Annotated in this window: 16 protein-coding genes; 6 read left to right on the forward strand and 10 right to left on the reverse strand. The window is 44.8% G+C overall.

What is annotated here, in order from left to right; genetic code table 11:
- Positions 1 to 26: 26 nt before the first annotated feature.
- The gene (locus tag VEJY3_RS19730; RefSeq protein WP_014234183.1) at positions 27 to 218 is read right to left on the reverse strand and encodes a DUF2986 domain-containing protein; all 192 of its coding nucleotides are present in this window, start codon (positions 216 to 218) and stop codon (positions 27 to 29) included.
- Positions 219 to 380: 162 nt separating this feature from the next.
- Between VEJY3_RS19730 and VEJY3_RS19735 the strand changes: the two genes are divergently transcribed.
- Positions 381 to 755 (forward strand): nitrous oxide-stimulated promoter family protein, encoded by a 375-nt coding sequence (locus tag VEJY3_RS19735; protein ID WP_014234184.1) that lies wholly within the window; start codon positions 381 to 383, stop codon positions 753 to 755.
- 54 nt (positions 756 to 809) lie between these two features.
- Here the strand turns inward: VEJY3_RS19735 and VEJY3_RS19740 are convergent, their stop codons facing one another.
- Both VEJY3_RS19740 and trxC read right to left on the reverse strand, forming a co-directional pair.
- Positions 810 to 1,970 carry an MFS transporter gene (locus tag VEJY3_RS19740; protein ID WP_014234185.1) on the reverse strand — a complete coding sequence of 387 codons (1,161 nt, stop codon included), beginning with the start codon at positions 1,968 to 1,970 and terminating at the stop codon, positions 810 to 812.
- Positions 1,971 to 2,145: 175 nt separating this feature from the next.
- Positions 2,146 to 2,580, reverse strand: coding sequence for a thioredoxin TrxC (trxC, locus tag VEJY3_RS19745; RefSeq protein WP_014234186.1), 435 nt, complete (start codon positions 2,578 to 2,580; stop codon positions 2,146 to 2,148).
- A 168-nt stretch (positions 2,581 to 2,748) separates the two neighbouring features.
- Here trxC and VEJY3_RS19750 point away from each other — a divergent pair, with 168 nt between their 5' ends.
- Entirely contained in the window at positions 2,749 to 3,843 is a 1,095-nt protein-coding gene (locus VEJY3_RS19750) for a ketoacyl-ACP synthase III (protein ID WP_014234187.1), read from the forward strand.
- A gap of 43 nt (positions 3,844 to 3,886) precedes the next feature.
- On the opposite strand, the gene VEJY3_RS19755 is transcribed toward VEJY3_RS19750, so the two are convergent.
- From VEJY3_RS19755 to VEJY3_RS19775, 5 genes are all read right to left on the reverse strand, one after another.
- Positions 3,887 to 5,212, reverse strand: coding sequence for a DUF1501 domain-containing protein (locus tag VEJY3_RS19755; RefSeq protein WP_014234188.1), 1,326 nt, complete (start codon positions 5,210 to 5,212; stop codon positions 3,887 to 3,889).
- Between the two features lie 9 nt (positions 5,213 to 5,221).
- Positions 5,222 to 6,781: a DUF1800 family protein gene (locus VEJY3_RS19760; protein WP_041170403.1), complete on the reverse strand. Its 1,560-nt coding sequence runs from the start codon at positions 6,779 to 6,781 to the stop codon at positions 5,222 to 5,224.
- A 253-nt stretch (positions 6,782 to 7,034) separates the two neighbouring features.
- Complete coding sequence (locus tag VEJY3_RS19765) at positions 7,035 to 8,297, reverse strand: hydroxymethylglutaryl-CoA reductase (RefSeq protein WP_014234190.1); 1,263 nt, start codon at positions 8,295 to 8,297, stop codon at positions 7,035 to 7,037.
- 174 nt (positions 8,298 to 8,471) lie between these two features.
- Complete coding sequence (gene fdhD, locus VEJY3_RS19770) at positions 8,472 to 9,302, reverse strand: formate dehydrogenase accessory sulfurtransferase FdhD (protein WP_014234191.1); 831 nt, start codon at positions 9,300 to 9,302, stop codon at positions 8,472 to 8,474.
- 40 nt (positions 9,303 to 9,342) lie between these two features.
- Entirely contained in the window at positions 9,343 to 10,224 is an 882-nt protein-coding gene (locus VEJY3_RS19775) for a LysR family transcriptional regulator (protein WP_014234192.1), read from the reverse strand.
- Positions 10,225 to 10,853: 629 nt separating this feature from the next.
- Here VEJY3_RS19775 and VEJY3_RS19780 point away from each other — a divergent pair.
- Positions 10,854 to 13,178: an FdhF/YdeP family oxidoreductase gene (locus tag VEJY3_RS19780; RefSeq protein ID WP_014234193.1), complete on the forward strand. Its 2,325-nt coding sequence runs from the start codon at positions 10,854 to 10,856 to the stop codon at positions 13,176 to 13,178.
- A gap of 103 nt (positions 13,179 to 13,281) precedes the next feature.
- Here the strand turns inward: VEJY3_RS19780 and VEJY3_RS19785 are convergent, their stop codons facing one another.
- Both VEJY3_RS19785 and VEJY3_RS19790 read right to left on the reverse strand, forming a co-directional pair.
- The gene (locus VEJY3_RS19785; RefSeq protein ID WP_014234194.1) at positions 13,282 to 14,985 is read right to left on the reverse strand and encodes an FAD-dependent oxidoreductase; all 1,704 of its coding nucleotides are present in this window, start codon (positions 14,983 to 14,985) and stop codon (positions 13,282 to 13,284) included.
- A gap of 62 nt (positions 14,986 to 15,047) precedes the next feature.
- The gene (locus tag VEJY3_RS19790) at positions 15,048 to 15,233 is read right to left on the reverse strand and encodes a DUF2892 domain-containing protein (RefSeq protein WP_014234195.1); all 186 of its coding nucleotides are present in this window, start codon (positions 15,231 to 15,233) and stop codon (positions 15,048 to 15,050) included.
- 177 nt (positions 15,234 to 15,410) lie between these two features.
- Here VEJY3_RS19790 and VEJY3_RS19795 point away from each other — a divergent pair, with 177 nt between their 5' ends.
- From VEJY3_RS19795 to VEJY3_RS19805, 3 genes are all read left to right on the forward strand, one after another.
- Positions 15,411 to 15,719: a metalloregulator ArsR/SmtB family transcription factor gene (locus VEJY3_RS19795; RefSeq protein WP_014234196.1), complete on the forward strand. Its 309-nt coding sequence runs from the start codon at positions 15,411 to 15,413 to the stop codon at positions 15,717 to 15,719.
- Between the two features lie 72 nt (positions 15,720 to 15,791).
- A complete protein-coding gene (locus VEJY3_RS19800) occupies positions 15,792 to 16,211 on the forward strand; it encodes a YeeE/YedE family protein (RefSeq protein WP_014234197.1) in 420 nt (139 codons plus the stop codon).
- A gap of 10 nt (positions 16,212 to 16,221) precedes the next feature.
- Positions 16,222 to 16,677 carry a YeeE/YedE family protein gene (locus tag VEJY3_RS19805; RefSeq protein WP_014234198.1) on the forward strand — a complete coding sequence of 152 codons (456 nt, stop codon included), beginning with the start codon at positions 16,222 to 16,224 and terminating at the stop codon, positions 16,675 to 16,677.
- The last annotated feature ends 25 nt before the right edge of the window (positions 16,678 to 16,702 follow it).

Below are 16,702 nucleotides of genomic sequence, written 5' to 3' on the forward strand. Positions count from 1 at the left end.
AGAAAAGCCGCTATAAGCGGCTTCTTTTATGCTTCGTCACTGACTTGCGTGTTTACGCTCTGTTCAGCTGACTCGGTCACTTGGTTTTGTTCTTCAGCTTCCATTTTGGCTCGCTCAGCCTTTGAAATATAGCGAGGCTTATTGCTCTTATGTAGCTTAGCGTTATGCTTTTTCTGTTTTGCCTTTAAGATTTGATTGATTTTCTTCTTGCGGTTCATGGTGCTGGTCCTTTAATTTAGCGAGGCAGGATAGTGATTTTTCCACTAAGTTACAACTTTAATGGGTTTCTGATTTAAAAAACCTGACCACTGAGCGACCGTCACTAAGTCTATTGAGTATAAATAGATTCTAATATCTAAACGTTTAATTTGGTTAATGTAATGAGTGATATTTTACTCGGCAAACTTGCCACCGAATTTAAAACCGTCAAAGCGATGGTGGAAGTGTATTGTCGGGCTAATCATGGTTCGAAAGGTGAGCTTTGCACTGAGTGCCGTGATTTACTGGATTACGCAGAAATGCGTCTTGATCGGTGTCCTTATGGCGAGAATAAGCCAACTTGCAATAAATGCCCAATCCACTGTTATAAACCTGAGCCGAAAGAACAAATGCGCTTAATAATGCGCTATTCCGGCCCGAGGATGCTGCTGAAACATCCTGTGTTAGCGATCAGACATTTGCTTCACGAAAAGCGAGGCGTTCCAGACAAACTTGCTGCAAATGCATCGAATCGTTACAAGCGGCGTAGTAATTAAAAAACGAGAGCGACTTGCTCTCGTTTTTTGTATTCAGATTTTAGTAATAAATGATCAGAGACCAGCTGCCATTTGTTGTTTGGTTTTACTCGCCGCCAACAACATGTAAATACATGTCGCGACTAAAGTGGCAAATAAGTAACCTAACAAACCATGTACCTGACCCATGAAGCTGTCAGCTACGACAGGGCCTGCTACTGACCCGATGCTGTAGCTAAATAGCATTACTTGAGTCGCTGAAACAATAAAGCGCTCGTCTAGCCCTGCACAGCCTAAGTTGATCGCAACCGGGTATAGAGCGAATGTCGCTGCACCCAATAAGAAAAGCGATGCAGCAAGTACCGCCGTTGACGTTGAAATAAACGTGATACCGATAGAAAACATGCCTAACAGACAGAAAAATGCCATTAGTACTGTACGGCTCATGTACTTATTCAACGCTGTCACTAACGGTTGCACTGCCATACCACCTAGGATCACTAATGCCATTAATGTTCCAATTTCTTGGTGGCTGATTTGACGATTAATCAACTCAAGAGGCATCAGGCCATAAATCGCACCTAGTGTTAAACCAGAAACGATGCAGCCGATGATTGCCGCATGATTAAGCTTCATAATTTGTTTAAATGACAACGCAGTCGATTCGTGGCTGTTTGGTTGTTCACAGTCAACAAACTTAAGTACTAGTATCGCCATTAAGATTAACGTAGTGATGGCGATGAAAGGAACACCACCGCTCACGCCAAGTACGCCAATACCGAATTGACCTAAGGCTGAACCACCATAAAGTGATAGCATGTACAAGCTCAGACGCTTTGCACGTGAGGTTTCGTCACCAGACATTAGCCATGACTCAACTATCACAAAAACGCCAGCAACAGCGATGCCCGCGATAAAACGCGCAACTAGCCATACAAAGCCGTTTGCAAATACAGGCATTGCAACAATCGTTAGCGAGAAAGCCATCAAGCAAGCAATAAACGCGTTTCTGTGTCCAACGGAACGTACAATGCGTTCAAAAAAGATAGCACCCGTTAATAAACCGCCATAAAACACGCTTGCTAACCAACTCGCGTAGTCCGCAGAAATGTTGTACTCACCAAGCATTAAAGGTATCAGGCTCATTAAATAACCAGAAGCCACCGCATATAGAGATAATGCGATGACAGGAACGGTGATACGTGGTGATGCTGGAAGGAAGGCTTTGTTTTCCACTGCTTTGCGCCTATTAGTTTATGTTTTACGGGTAGTTTATGGGCGCGAATATGAAGCTAATTATTTTGCAAGTAAAACGATAAATTTGAGTCGTATCGACAAATATTCTTTATCAAAAAGAGGTGGGATTTTGCGGAATAAAAAGCCAGCTAAAAGAGGTAGCTGGCTTGATAGGTCACTTAGTAACAGCTTGATTTAGCCACTGTTCGAACTGAGATTTAGGTAGCGCTCCGTTGAGTACATCAACACGCTGTCCGTTTTTGAAAACCATGATAGTAGGAATACTGCGAATGCCAAATTGAGCCGCAAGCTGTTGTTGTGCTTCTGTGTCAATTTTGACAAAACGAGCCGTTCCCGCTTTTTCCTCTGCGACATCTGAGAAAACAGGTGCAAAACCAACACATGGGTTACACCACGGAGCCCAAAAATCAACGACGACTGGCGTAGGGCTTTGTAATAGCGCGGAAAAGTTTTCCGTTGTCCCTTCTATAGGCGCACCATCTAAAAGAGAGCTTTTACATTTTCCGCAAGTCGCATTTTCTGCAACGCGCTCGTTGGGTACATGATTTAAACCGCCACATGATGGACAGCGAGTTTTAAACGATGACATGACTTCTTCCTTTATGACAACTTTGTGAAAACTTGACTTATCAGTCAGCTCCATAAAGCGTATAATTTTCTTCTTTACTTTGGACTTGCTACGAACTGGCAAGTCTTTATTTGAACCTACTTAGGTTCTAAGAAACTTAACTAAATTACAACAATAAATAGGTCTGTGATGTCAAATTACTACGCTGAAATTACAGGTTGGGGAAAATGTGTACCGCCAACTGTACTTTCTAACGATGATCTTAGTACATTCCTTGATACCTCTGATGAGTGGATTCGCTCTCGCACTGGCATCGAAAACCGCCGCATTAGTCACGTAAACACTTCTGACATGGCAACAGTCGCTGCAAAGCACGCGTTAGCTCGTGCTGGTGTTGATGCGAGTGAAGTTGACCTGATTATCGTCGCGACGTGCTCACCCGATTCCCTAATCCCAAATATCGCATCGAAAGTTCAACAAAATCTGGATATTCGTTCAGCTGCATCTTTTGATTTAAATGCTGCCTGTACCGGCTTTGTATACGGTCTGGAAACGGGCACGCGTTTGATTCAGTCGGGAAATTACCGTCATGCCATTATTATTGGTGCTGAAAGGCTTTCTTTCTTCATCGATTGGGCAATGCGTGATACTGCCGTTTTGTTTGGCGATGGCGCAGGCGCTGTTGTTTTATCTAGAACTGACAAAGAGACTGGACTGTTACAATCTAAAATCGGTTGTGACGCAAAAGGGCGCGACATACTTGCAGTGCCTAAGTTTGGTTCTTGTATGGATCGATTTGCGGAAGATAACGGTTTCTGGGACTTCAACTTTGTAGGACAAGAGATCTTTAAACGCGCAGTGAAGGGCATGGGCTTAGCAGCGAAAAACGTGCTTAAAGAATCTGAGCTCACAACCGAACAAATTGATGTGGTGATCCCACACCAAGCTAACATTCGAATCATCCAGACCTTGTGTGATCTTTCGGGCATCCCACAAGAGAAAGCGTTTGTGAACATTCATAAGTATGGCAATACCTCAGCAGCAACGGTGCCAATTGCATTGTGTGAGGCGTTAGAGCAAGGGCGAGTCAAGCCAGGCGATAACTTGCTTTTAGCGGCTTTCGGTGCCGGTCTAACATGGGGTGCCGCCGTTCTTAAATGGGGTGACCGCGTAACGCCAATTGCGGAAAGTGACGCAGCGTTACCAGAGTGCGATAAATCCGCACTTGAATTACTTGAACGTGCAATCCGACTGTGTAACGAGCGTCGCCGTACCGAAGCATAATCTGATTCATTAAGGGAGCAAATCTGCTCCCTTTTTTATGCCTCTAAGACATAAACCCAAGATTCGAGTCTGCAAAGTTGCGGATATTAGGAAATACATACTCCAATGCAGCGTTATCGCTGACACCCATCCATTGAGCAAGTGTGGCACCTACTTGGTCCGCCGCTACTTTCGGAATAAGTCTGCCTCTTGAATAGTCGTCCTGTCCACCCAGAACTAACTCGGGCCATGTACCAATAGGCTGGTTGCTGTTGACAGCGCCACCTAACAGCAGTTGATGTCCGCCCCAACCATGATCCGTGCCATTTCCATTTCCCGTCATTCGACGTCCAAAATCAGACATCGTAAAAGAGGTGACATTTTTGCTCATCCCCAGTTTATCGAGCGACTGATACATTGCGAATAAATTTGTGGCTAAGTCCTCTAATAACACCGGGTGTCGTGCGAGTTGTGAATCGTGAAGGTCATACCCGTTGTGCTTTACAAAAAATATTTGTCGTTTTTGGTTCATATCATTCTGGCTGGCAATCAGCTTAAATACCGTTTGCATTTGTTTGCCAAGTTCAGATGACGTGAAAAGGGGAGAATCTTGTATTTGGTTGAGCTGTTCAGAAAGTACGTGACTCATTGTCATCGACTCGTTAATCATGACATGAAAGTGATCACTGAAAGGGTTATTTGTACTTCCAGATAGTAATTGATTGTAAATCCCCTTGTAGACGAGATTATCGAGCGCGGACAGTTTTACGACTCGGTCCTTTTTTAATACTGTCTGTCGATGCTCCATCGCCCTTAACCAGAGTGATTCGCCATAGACACTATAAAGGGGAGTCACTTCAGCGTTTGAATTTAACACGTCTAAGATGCGGCCAGCCCAGCCCAAATTACGTGATGCCTCCATTCCGCCTCGCAGCCAGGAATCCGTCTGAGAGTTGTGAGAGAAAAGCTGTTCAGGTAAGGGTAACTCGCCAGATTCAATAGCTTGTTTGGTAAGAGGTTGCTCGAGTATGCCAGTATTGACGGCAATGTTCGCGTCACCACGCTCAAAAAGTGAAGAAAGCGCACTAAGCTGAGGATGTAAACCCAAAGGTACCTTTCTGCCATTTGTGTCCAATACACTCAGTCCGGTAGGGACAATGGCATCTTTGGGAACGGCTAATGCACCTCTCACGTCTGAATACTGCTTATAGTGAAAATCTGACAATGGCAAAACCGTATTAATGGCATCATTTCCGCCCATTAAGTAGACACAAATAAGGGCGCGAAAGTCGTTTGTTGGCGAAGCGAGTGAATAGGCAGGTAATCCCAACGATGCAAAAGCCCCAAGGGATGCAGATCCTTTAATAAAATGACGTCGTGAATGATCCATCGTTCACTCCTAGTATTGAAGATAAAATTCTTCGCCTGAAATAGCGGTGAAGATAACGATTGAGAGCTTTGCTTTGGGCACATACTCGGATGGATAATCGTCTAGCACGTTAAGCATGAGTGTTATTAGCTCAGAAGATGCTGTACCAGCGAAGAACCGTTGATTGATCTGTTCGACGAGTGCTGGATGATCATCAAGCAGCGCATAAAGACCATCGAGGTTAAGTGAGTATGTGTTATCGCCTCCATCTCGGATATCGGTAAGCATAAAATTAACGATATCGGTATAAGCTGACCAATTAAGTAACTGATACTCTGGTGACACCATCGAAGACTGCATAAATTCGTTCGATGGCTGGTAATCTGGCGAGTAGAAGTTAAATACTGAAGGTGCGCGCAGTGGACCTTGGTTGGCGATATTCATAACGGTCGTGGCATCATCATATCGCGCACCTTTCAGAGTAAAGCCTGCGGCGCGATGAAAATTGGTCAGAACCAAAATAGGCTCTTTGACTTTTTTAGGTTGACGTTCAGTCTGCAGCGACGCTTCTTCATCCAGTAATATCGCTTTCATTACCGCGCTTAGATCCCCTTTGATTCCTTTACCATTGTCATTAAAAACCGTAGAAATACGGGTTACATACTCAGGACTTGGATTGGAGGTAACGAAACGCTGGATTAATCGTTTTGACACAAATGGCGCGATATTAGGATGGGACATTAAAATATCGATGACGCGGGATAGTTCCTCCTGACCAGTGAGCCCTGCTGGGAGAGTAGTATCTAAGATCTTCTTTTCGCCAGAGTCATGCAGTTTATTAATGACTTGCATAGGCTCCACAAAGTCAACATCGCTGCTTTTCCATCCGGTTAAAGCACGGGCAAGTTCCTGAACATCATTTTGTGTATAGCTCGGGATAGGTCTACCAGTATTGTTATCAACGACCGTACTTCCATCCATATTCAATTTGTAAAGTCCGAGCGTGAATAACTGCATTAGCTCTCGGGCAAAGTTCTCATCTGGCAACGCACCGGTAGACGGGTTTTCTTTAGCACTCCCCATCATTGACAGGTAGTTTCCCATAACGGGATGCGTTGCGATTTCAAATAGCAGATCGCGATAATTACCAAATGCGTTTTTTACAAGCACATCGTAGTAGTTCGCTAAGCCAGCAGGTTTGCCAGACAGTACGCCTCCATAGCGGGAAACCACCAATATTTGACTGAGTGCAAAGGCCATTCGCTGCCTGAGTTGGTCTTCGGAACTGATGACGATTTGGTACCACGCATTTTCACGGTTGGCTTGTGCACCTTTGGTAAAAGGCGTGTTGAACAGAGGTTCATGATACGTAGGAGGGAGCTTCATTTGTTGATTGACCCAGCCTTCGACGCCTAGCTTTTCGACGGTCTTTATAAGAGCGGGTGTGGGGCCAAACGTGGTTTGATAAAGAATACGGGCAGTATCATCTGACGTTTTACTTGCTGAATAAACAGGTTGTATCGAACACACAAGTGCCACAAACAACCCTAAAAACCAATAAGACATTCCATTCTTTATATGACGTATCATCACTGACTCGCTTACCTGAGAAAGAGTATTAAGTAATCAACTTAGTGAGCGAGTATAGAGGTCTGGATTCGCCTAAAAAAAGCATTCTGGGTGAAATTAGTACTATTTTAGGTAATTGAAGGTGAGTAGGCGGCATGTACTCGTCGCTCGGGTAAGACCAACGAGTACATGAGATAAATAGGGCTGGATAATTTATTGATGTGGCAGAGTTAGCTTCAAAGAAAGCAAATCTGCCTTCTTTGGATATATGGGGTTATTTTCTTGCCAGTTTATGATGAGCACGGGAAAAGTGATCCGCACAAAATGCGCCAATAATTGAGAGCTCACCCGCGAGACATAATGCAGCCGTGACTTCGGCAAGTGCCTTCGCTTTTCCGTTGCCATGTAATCCGAGAATATCGAGACAGGCTTTTTGTGTTGGCAGCCCTGTACCGCCACCAACTGTGCCCACCATGATATTCGGCAACGTGACACTCGCGTAGAGATTGCCTTTTGAATCAACCTCCATTCGCGTAATACCTATCGCGGATTCAGCGACGCAAGCCGCATCCTGACCGCATGCAATATAAAGTGCGGCGAGTGCGTTAGCGTAATGGGCATTGACGCCGATAGTGCCACTCAATAAACCACCCACGGTGCTCATATGGGTAAACTGAGCCATTGATTCTGGCGTTGTATGTAGGTACTTCTTGACTAATTCTGCAGAAATCGTGACTTCGGCTGAGACTTTTTTACCACGTACAGACCGCAGAGTATGGGCATTTGGCTTTTTATCACCCGAGAGGTTGCCATCAAGAAAAGCTTGAACCGGCTTAACCGGACTAACCGCTAAAATGTGATGGAACACTTGGTTAGTCGCTATGGTCACCATATTCTGACCAGAGGCATCACCGGTGACATACTCAAAAACCAAATAGACATGGTTGCCTTCTATATTGATGTTGATGTCTTTGAGTTTCCCGTGAGAGGTAGTCGACTCTGCAATCTGGCAAAAAATGTCGAACTGGGTAGTGACCCAACTTACGAACTGTCCTGCTTCTGCTAAGTTGTTAAAGCCAAACACCGGCGTACGGCTCACGCCTTCACTAAGTAGCAATGCACTGGCACCGCCTGCCGCAGTGATTAGGTTGGCGCCACGGTTGTAAGAAGCAACGAGAGCCGCTTCGGTGGTTGCGAGTGGAACTAAGTAGTCGTCGTTTGCATGTAAACCGTTTACTCGCAATGGGCCAGCAATACCAACGGGCACATTCACAGTGCCAATGAAATGCTCGATATTGTTGGAATATGACTCACAATGTTCTCGGGTAAAAGGATCGAGAAGAAGGTCTTTATTCGTGGTTTGTTCCAGGACTGCCCAGCGGCGAGTTAAGTGCTCATGCGACAGTTTTGGACTTAAACAAAGGCGCGTCGTTGGCTTGTGGAATTTCGGTTCTAATGCCGATTGGATTTTACTGCTGGTCTCAATATTAGAAAGAGCGGAGTGTTGGGCGGTATTATCTAGGTTTAACTTCGGCATACAAACGTTCACTGAAAAATCGAACCAGAGATTGTAGTGATTGTGGCCTTGATTACAACGTTGATTATACGTTTTGCAACAAATACCACGGATAATCTTCGTTTATACGCGATAGGTTTAATATCTTGATAGGTACTATCACTGAATCAAACCTCCACTGAGTATGCTCTTCGATTACGGCGCTGGGCTATAAAGCCTCGGTGCTCCGTGTTTTGGCAAGTGAATCAAATTGAGATGATTCCGTCTTGCCCATTCCACAGTTAATGCGGTTGGCGCGGAAAGGCAAACCAGAGTAGGGATGCGAGCTCGTACCGCTTTATGGATCAATTCTAAACTACAACGGCTAGTCATGATCGCAAACCCATTTTGTGGTTCGATGTGATTATTCGCCAGCGCACCGATGAGTTTATCTAATGCATTGTGACGACCAATGTCTTCGCGACAGGACAAGATATTTCCCTGTAAATCAGCAAACAGTGCAGCATGAAGCGCTCCTGATTCACGAGCTGCATTTTGATGCAAAGCGACTTTCTCTCTCAACCCTTCAAAAGCATCCGGGCGAGGGGGAAGAGAAGGGGAAAGCGGTTCTAGATCAGGTAAGGCTTGCTCTAACGCTTCGACCCCACAAATGCCACATCCGGTTGTCCCTGCAAGGTTTCTGCGCTGCGTTTTTAGAGACCAGAATGCTCGGTTGCTGATTTCGACTTCTGCATAATGCGATTCGTTGTCACCACCAATTTCAATATCTTTAATCTCTTTAAAGTCGTTGATGATTCCTGTGCTCAGACTGAACCCTTTAACAAAATCTTCTAAGTGCCCCGGAGTCACCATCATTACAGCTTGGCTAATCCCGTTATAACTGATAGCGAGCGCGGATTCACTGGCCAGCGAAGTTTGCTGCAGAGGGCGACCGTCTTTCATTTCACGATAGTTAAACGCGTTTGGCTGAGGCGGAGCCTGGTTAAAGTCCGACAATTCAAAATAAGATTGAGTGGTACATCTCATGAAATCACCTCACGCTCGTCTAACTGATGCGTATTCGTTGTTAATTAAATATGGTTTTTGCGATTGAAAAGCACTGATCTGTGAGTGCAGAAAAAGGCTCTTGTTTACGTTTTAGCAAGCCTAAAGGCGCATGAACGGCGGCTTCTTCAATCGGTACAATACGAAGCGTATCGTTTAACTCTTCAAGGCCACAGTTTCTAGGCATAATCGCACAGCAAAGACCGCTGGTTACCGCCTGGACAAGGTGAAAGGTGGAGTTACTTTCAATGACCGTTTGAGGGACAAGCCCTTTGCTAATAAAGCTAATATCAATAGAGTGTCTGTAGTGCATCCCTTTTGATAGTAAGCCAAGCGGGATGTTATTTAATGATTTCCACATTACTTCTGATTCGGCAAAATCAAAATAACGCTCGTCAAACAACACCCCGAGTTTTGTTGAGTCCAATTCAATAACGTCAAAATAGGCCGTGTTCACCTGATCGACGTAGCACATACCCAAATCGAGTTGGTTTCGATTGAGCTGGTCTATGATCTGTTCCGTCGTCATTGAGAGGATCTGAAATTGCAATTCCGGAAACGCTTCAGCGAGTGGTTTAATCAGCTGCATAGGGTTTTGACTGGCTAAAGGCACCATACCCAGCCTAAGCGAGCCGACCAGTTGTCCTCTGCAGTTGGCGGCTTCAGCTTGTAAACCATCGTGAGCCGCTAACACGGTTTTGGCCCACGCTAAAATACGCTCTCCAGCTTCCGTGAATCCTTCAAAGCGTTGACTTCTTTGGATTAATTCTAAGTCTAGCTCTTCCTCTAAACTTCTAATTCTCATCGAAAGTGTCGGCTGAGTAATGTGACACAATGCCGCCGCCTGACCAAAGTGTTTGGTCTGCTCGAGTGCTATTAGGTATTTAAGTTGTTTGATATCCATCTTGGCTAACTTAACCTTGCTTTGTGAGTCACAGTAACGGGTCGCGCGATTTGAAAAGGCAATATTTATGCATTCTTTATCTTCATCAATATTTGAGTTACCTGTTTCTACTCTTTTTATGTCAAGAGCGAAAATGTGCTCAAAATTGATCTAAATCAAGGCTATTCCCGATACTGATTGGGGTCAAATCTAAAGTATCTATAGGGTGATAGATAATGTCTATCGTAAATCTCATCGTAATTACTGAGTCGAGCGTGAGATCTCAGTTTAAACACCGCATAAAACGAATTCTCTGATAAATTCAATTGATGAAAAATGTGATGAATGTCTTGTCTTAAAGTCGTGATAGATTTTATTTATCAGCCGGTCAGGGATATCAATTGGACGCATACAAAGTAACGACTTAACCTTTGATTCAGATCAAAACACAGCATTAAAGATTGTGTCTGAACATTCTGAAACAGTAGACGGGTACCAGAACTCATACAATCTGGACAAGTAAAGTCTTACACATACAGAGCCTTTACTTGTCCAGATTGAAAACGCCCCTTCATGACTCCCGCGATTTTGCGCGCTTGTTTTCCCGGGCAGCCTGTTTGCTGTTGTTCCTATATACGAGGAGTAAAGTCGTGAGCCAAAAAGAAAGAATAAAAGAATACAAAGGTCCAGCAGGTGGTTGGGGTGCGCTCAAAGCCGTGACAAGAAGCTGGTGGGGAAGCGAAAATGCGGTGAAAAACATCCGCACCATGATGAAAACCAACCAAAATGGCGGTTTTGATTGCCCAGGATGTGCTTGGGGTGAATCACCAGAAAGCGGTAAAGTAAACTTTTGCGAAAATGGCGCAAAGGCTGTTAACTGGGAAGCCACCAATCGACTGGTTGATCCTGAGTTCTTCGCTAACCACAGTGTATCTTCTCTTTCTACTCAAACAGATTACTGGCTCGAATATCAAGGGCGTATTACACACCCAATGAAATACGATGCCGAGTCTGATCACTATGTTCCAGTTTCTTGGGAAGAGGCTTTTCAGTTAGTGGCAAAACACCTCAATGATCTGGAATCGCCACACCAAGCGGAGTTTTACACCTCCGGCCGCGCCAGCAATGAAGCCGCGTTTTTATATCAATTATTCGTACGTGCATTTGGTACCAATAACTTTCCTGATTGCTCAAATATGTGTCATGAAGCCAGCGCGCTTGGCATGAAAGACACCATTGGTGTAGGTAAAGGCACGGTTATCTTTGATGACTTTGAAGAAGCGGACGCGATTTTCGTTATTGGCCAAAACCCGGGAACCAACCACCCACGTATGCTGGAGCCGTTACGTGAAGCGGTGAAACGCGGTGCACAAGTTATCTGTTTCAACCCATTAAAAGAGCGTGGTTTGGAGCGATTCCAAAACCCACAAATGCCGATAGAAATGCTCAGTAATGGTTCAGAGCCGACGAATACAGCATATTTGCGTCCAGCACTGGGTGGGGACATGGCAGTGTTTCGTGGTATGGCTAAGTTTTTATTGCAATGGGAACGTGAAGCATTAGAAACCGGTGGTAAAGCCGTGTTCGATCGTGAATTCATTGAACAGCATTCTATTGGTATCGATGACTACTTAGCTGAAGTAGATGCCACTTCATGGGAGCACATCGCTGAGCAATCTGGATTAGATTTAAGCGAAATCGAAACGGTCGCTCGCATGTATTTACGCGCTGAGCGTGTGATCATGTGTTGGGCCATGGGTTTGACGCAACACCGTCACTCCGTGCCAACGATTAAAGAAGTGGCTAATGTACAGATGTTACGTGGTAACGTTGGTAAGGCGGGCGCAGGTCTTTCTCCGGTACGTGGACACAGTAACGTTCAGGGTGACCGTACAATGGGCATCGATGAAAAGCCATCTGACCAACTGCTTGATAGCATTGAGCGTCGATTCAACTTCGAAGTGCCTCGTGGTGTAGGTCACAATACGGTTCAAGCAATTAAAGCAATGGAAGAAGGCCAGGCGAAAGTATTTATTGGTTTAGGCGGCAACTTTGCTCAAGCGACACCGGACACCGAACGTACTCACGATGCAATGCGAAACTGTAATCTGACCGTTCACATTTCGACTAAGCTCAACCGTTCGCATTTAGTGATTGGTAAAGATGCATTGATTCTGCCTTGCTTGGGGCGCACTGAAATAGATACTCAGGAAAACGGGCCGCAGGGTGTAACGGTTGAAGACACTTTCAGTATGGTGCACATCTCTTATGGTCAGTTGAAACCTCGTTCCAAAGCCTTACGTTCAGAACCCGCAATCATTGCTGGTATTGCGAATGCGACGCTAGGCACGCATCCAATTGATTGGAACTGGGTGATAGAAGATTATGATCGAATTAGAGATCTTATCGCCGACACAATTCCTGGGTTCACAGACTTCAACAGCAAGCTTAAAAATCCGGGTGGTTTCCATTTGGTGAACCCAGCCGCTGAGCGCAGATGGAATACGGCGAGTGGCAAAGCCCAGTTCAGCGACAGCGAACTACCAAAACAGTTGATCAGTGAAGCTCTATTAGAAAAAGGTCAGAGGCCTGATCTTATTCTGCAAACCATGCGCTCGCACGATCAATACAACACGACTCTATATGGTTTAAATGACCGCTATCGTGGCGTTTTTGGGATGCGAGAAGTCTTGTTCATCAATGAAGCGGACATCAAAAAGCTTGGTTTTGAATCAGGCGACAAAGTGGACATGGTGTCATTGTGGGAAGATGGCGTAGAGCGGAGAGTGAGCGGATTCACGCTGGTTGCGTATGATGTTCCTGCTGGTCAGGCTGCCGCATATTATCCAGAAACTAACCCATTGGTACCGCTGGATAGCTATGGGGACAGAACCTTTACGCCAACTTCTAAGTTCATTGCGATTAAGTTGGAGAAATCCACATCAGATGAGATAGCGCTTATTGAAACAGAATAGATAGCTAACATAGCACTACAAAATTCGGGATAAGAAAAACGGCTGACAATCACTATCAGCCGTTTGTTTTTTTACTTACTCGTACTCGCTATTGACGCGTCAATTAAGCTTTAGCGAACTTGTAAGTGCGGTAACCACCAATCAGGTTACGTGCTTTAAAGCCATTGTTGACGAGCTGACGGTACGCAACGTTACCACGCAGACCAACTTGGCAGTAAATCACAATCTCTTTGTCTTTTGGAAGCTCATCCATGCGGTGACGTAATTGATCGACAGGAATGTTGATAGCATCTTTAATAAAACCAACACTTTCAAGCTCACCCGGGTTACGTACATCAAGTAACACCTGGTCATCAGTCAGTGAATCCATCTCATCGTAATGAATCGCGGTAGCATCACCTTTGATGATGTTATTGGCAACAAATGCTGCCTGGTTAATTACGTCTTTCGCGCTGCCGTAAGGTGGCGCGTAGGTCAGTTCTAAGTGCTGTAACTGTTCAACCGTCATGCCAGCGCGCTGAGCCACTGCCATCACGTCGATACGTTTATCGATACCATCTTTACCTGCGGCTTGAGCACCTAAAATTTTGCCTGATTTTGGTTCGAACAGCATTTTGAACGACACCACTTCTGCGCCAGGGTAGTAGCTCGCGTGGCTTGCGGTATGAACGTACACTTTGTCGTAATCAATACCCGCACGTTTCAGCTGTTTCTCATTTTTACCGGTTGAAGCAACAGCTAAGTCAAAGATCTTACAAATCGCCGTCCCCTGTGTACCTTGATAGGTTTCACTGCGACCTAACATGTTATCTGCAGCCATGCGGCCTTGACGGTTTGCAGGGCCAGCTAGCGGCACCAATGTTGGTTCGCCAGTGACAAAATCTTTTTCTTCTACTGCATCACCAACCGCGTAAATTGAAGGATCGCTGGTTTGCATGTATTCATTGGTAGAGATACCACCTAGGGCACCGATTTCTAAGCCAGCTTCTTGGGCAAGCTTGGTCTCAGGACGAACACCAATCGCCATGATGAGAATATCAGTCGTTAACTTCTCACCATTATTAAGTGTTAGCTCCAGTTCGCCTTCTAAGTGTTGGTGCTTTTCACTTTCACCGGAGTCAAAGCTGGCAACATGTTCGTTAGGTACGAACTGAACAGACTCAAGTGCCACACCAAGTTTCAGATCGATGCCTTTATCTCGAATTTCAGCGTGAGCAAATCCCGCCATTTCACGGTCAACGGGCGTCATGACTTGGTCAGCCATCTCAATCAGAGAAGTTTTGATACCTAGCTGATGGAACGCTTCCATCATCTCTAAACCGATGAAGCCACCGCCTACCACAGTCGCATGTTCTGGTTTGTTCATTTGGATCGTTTCAATAATGCGATCCATATCTGGAATATTACGTAGCGAGTGAGTGAGATGATTATCAAGGCCAGGAATTGGCGGAACGATAGGGCCTGCGCCTGGGCTAAGCAGCAAGAAGTCGTACGATTCTTCGTATTCTGAACCATCAATTAGGTTCTTAACCACGATGGTTTTATCCTGACGGTTTACCGAGACTACCTCATTCATCACGCGAACATCGACATTGAAGCGCGCTAGGAAGCTTTCTGGCGTTTGTAGTAAGAGTTTACTGCGTTCTTGGATATCGCCACCAATGTGGTATGGCAGGCCACAGTTTGCAAAAGACACGAATGGACCGCGCTCAAACATGATAATTTCTGCGTCTTCACTCAGACGACGAGCGCGCGCTGCTGCAGATGCGCCACCAGCGACACCACCGACGATTAAAATCTTAGTCATTATTAACTCCAAGCTTTAGGATGAGCTGACTTACATTGTAGAGCCAGCTCGAAACATCTAGGTTATCTAAAACCAAATTTCTTTAAAAAGTAAGCGGCAGGACAAATTCCGGTATAAGCACTCTGAATTAGGTTAGCGCCAATAAACACAGTAAACCAAATGAAGTTACTGTGAACGAATACGGTGAGTAAAACCGAAACTAAAATCATAGTGCCGGCAAATACTCTTACAGCATTTTCTAACGTCATAACTCTTCTCCTTAGAACTGTTTAACTGAAACAGCCATCCTTTAATATGCTCACTATAAACATCTAAATTAGAATTGTCTAATGTTAATTTAACTAAATTCACAAAGGCTAATTTAGTGTTGACTAAATATTATTATTTAGTAATATCTAATTTAGTTTTTAATGTAGAGGTGAGTCATGAGCGATACAGCAATGGACATAGCGGCGATGAAAGGCAGCGCAGTTGAAGCCGCAGATCTACTTAAAGTAATGGCGCACCCGGAAAGGTTGATGGTGTTGTGCCAATTGACCCAAGGAGAGGTTGGTGTAGGGGAGTTACAAAAACACTCCTTTTTGAGTCAATCCGCCTTTTCACAACACTTAACGGTGTTGCGTAAACACAATTTAATCAGCGCTCGGAAATCATCACAGCAGGTGTTCTACTCGTTAGCTGAACCGAGAGTTGAGTCATTAATTAAAGCACTGCATGGCGTTTTTTGTAGTTAAGTCGTTAAACGCCTTTTCGGTGGTTAATCAACTAAAATCAATAAATTAAATGAAAATCTATAGAGGTAAGTAATGTTAGACGTTATTCCATGGGAATCGTTGTTTGGTGGCATTTTATTGGGAGTTTCTGCCACGGTTTTGTTGTTGGTTAACGGCAAGGTTGCTGGTATCAGTGGAATTATGAATGGCATTATGTCACCGAAGAAAGGGGATTATTCATGGCGACTTCTGTTTGCAGTTGGCATGATTGTCGGTGGCTTTGTGAGTGTTTTATTACTCGGCGTAGCAGTACCAAGTACAGCAAATCTTTCAATGGGTTTGGTATTAGCGGCGGGTTTATTTGTTGGTATTGGAACCAGACTAGGTAACGGATGTACCAGCGGTCATGGCATTTGTGGCATTGGGCGTTTGTCTAAGCGCTCTATCGTTGCAACATGCGTATTTATGGCTGTTGCTGGCTTGACCGTTTTTGTTCGACTTCACCTAGTTTAAGAGAGATTCCATGAACAACACTATTTTTCGAATTACTGCTTTGGTAAGCGGTATTTTATTTGGCATGGGTATGGCTGTTTCTGGGATGATCGATCCCGCGAAAGTTATTGGATTTTTAGATATTTCAGGAAACTGGGATCCAAGTTTAGCTTTTGTGATGGGCGGCGCACTGGCAGTGTTTATGCCAAGCTATTTTTTACTTATCAAGCCGAGAAAACAATCAGTTAGTGGTGCAGAAATGTGCACTCCTACGAACACAAAGATCGATGCTCGATTGTTGTCTGGAGCTGCGATTTTCGGCCTAGGTTGGGGATTGGCTGGCATTTGTCCTGGTCCTGCCGTGGCGAGTTTGGCATTAGGTAACGTCAGTATTGTTTTGTTCTTTGTTGCAATGCTGGCAGGCTCAATGTTTGCGAAATTGGTCATCAATGCTCGCGAAGAGAAGATGAAAACAGCCAAAGCATAAATTATGTAATCTAAATTGGAGGGAA

This window comes from Vibrio sp. EJY3 (assembly GCF_000241385.1).
Taxonomy (GTDB): Bacteria; Pseudomonadota; Gammaproteobacteria; order Enterobacterales; family Vibrionaceae; genus Vibrio; species Vibrio natriegens.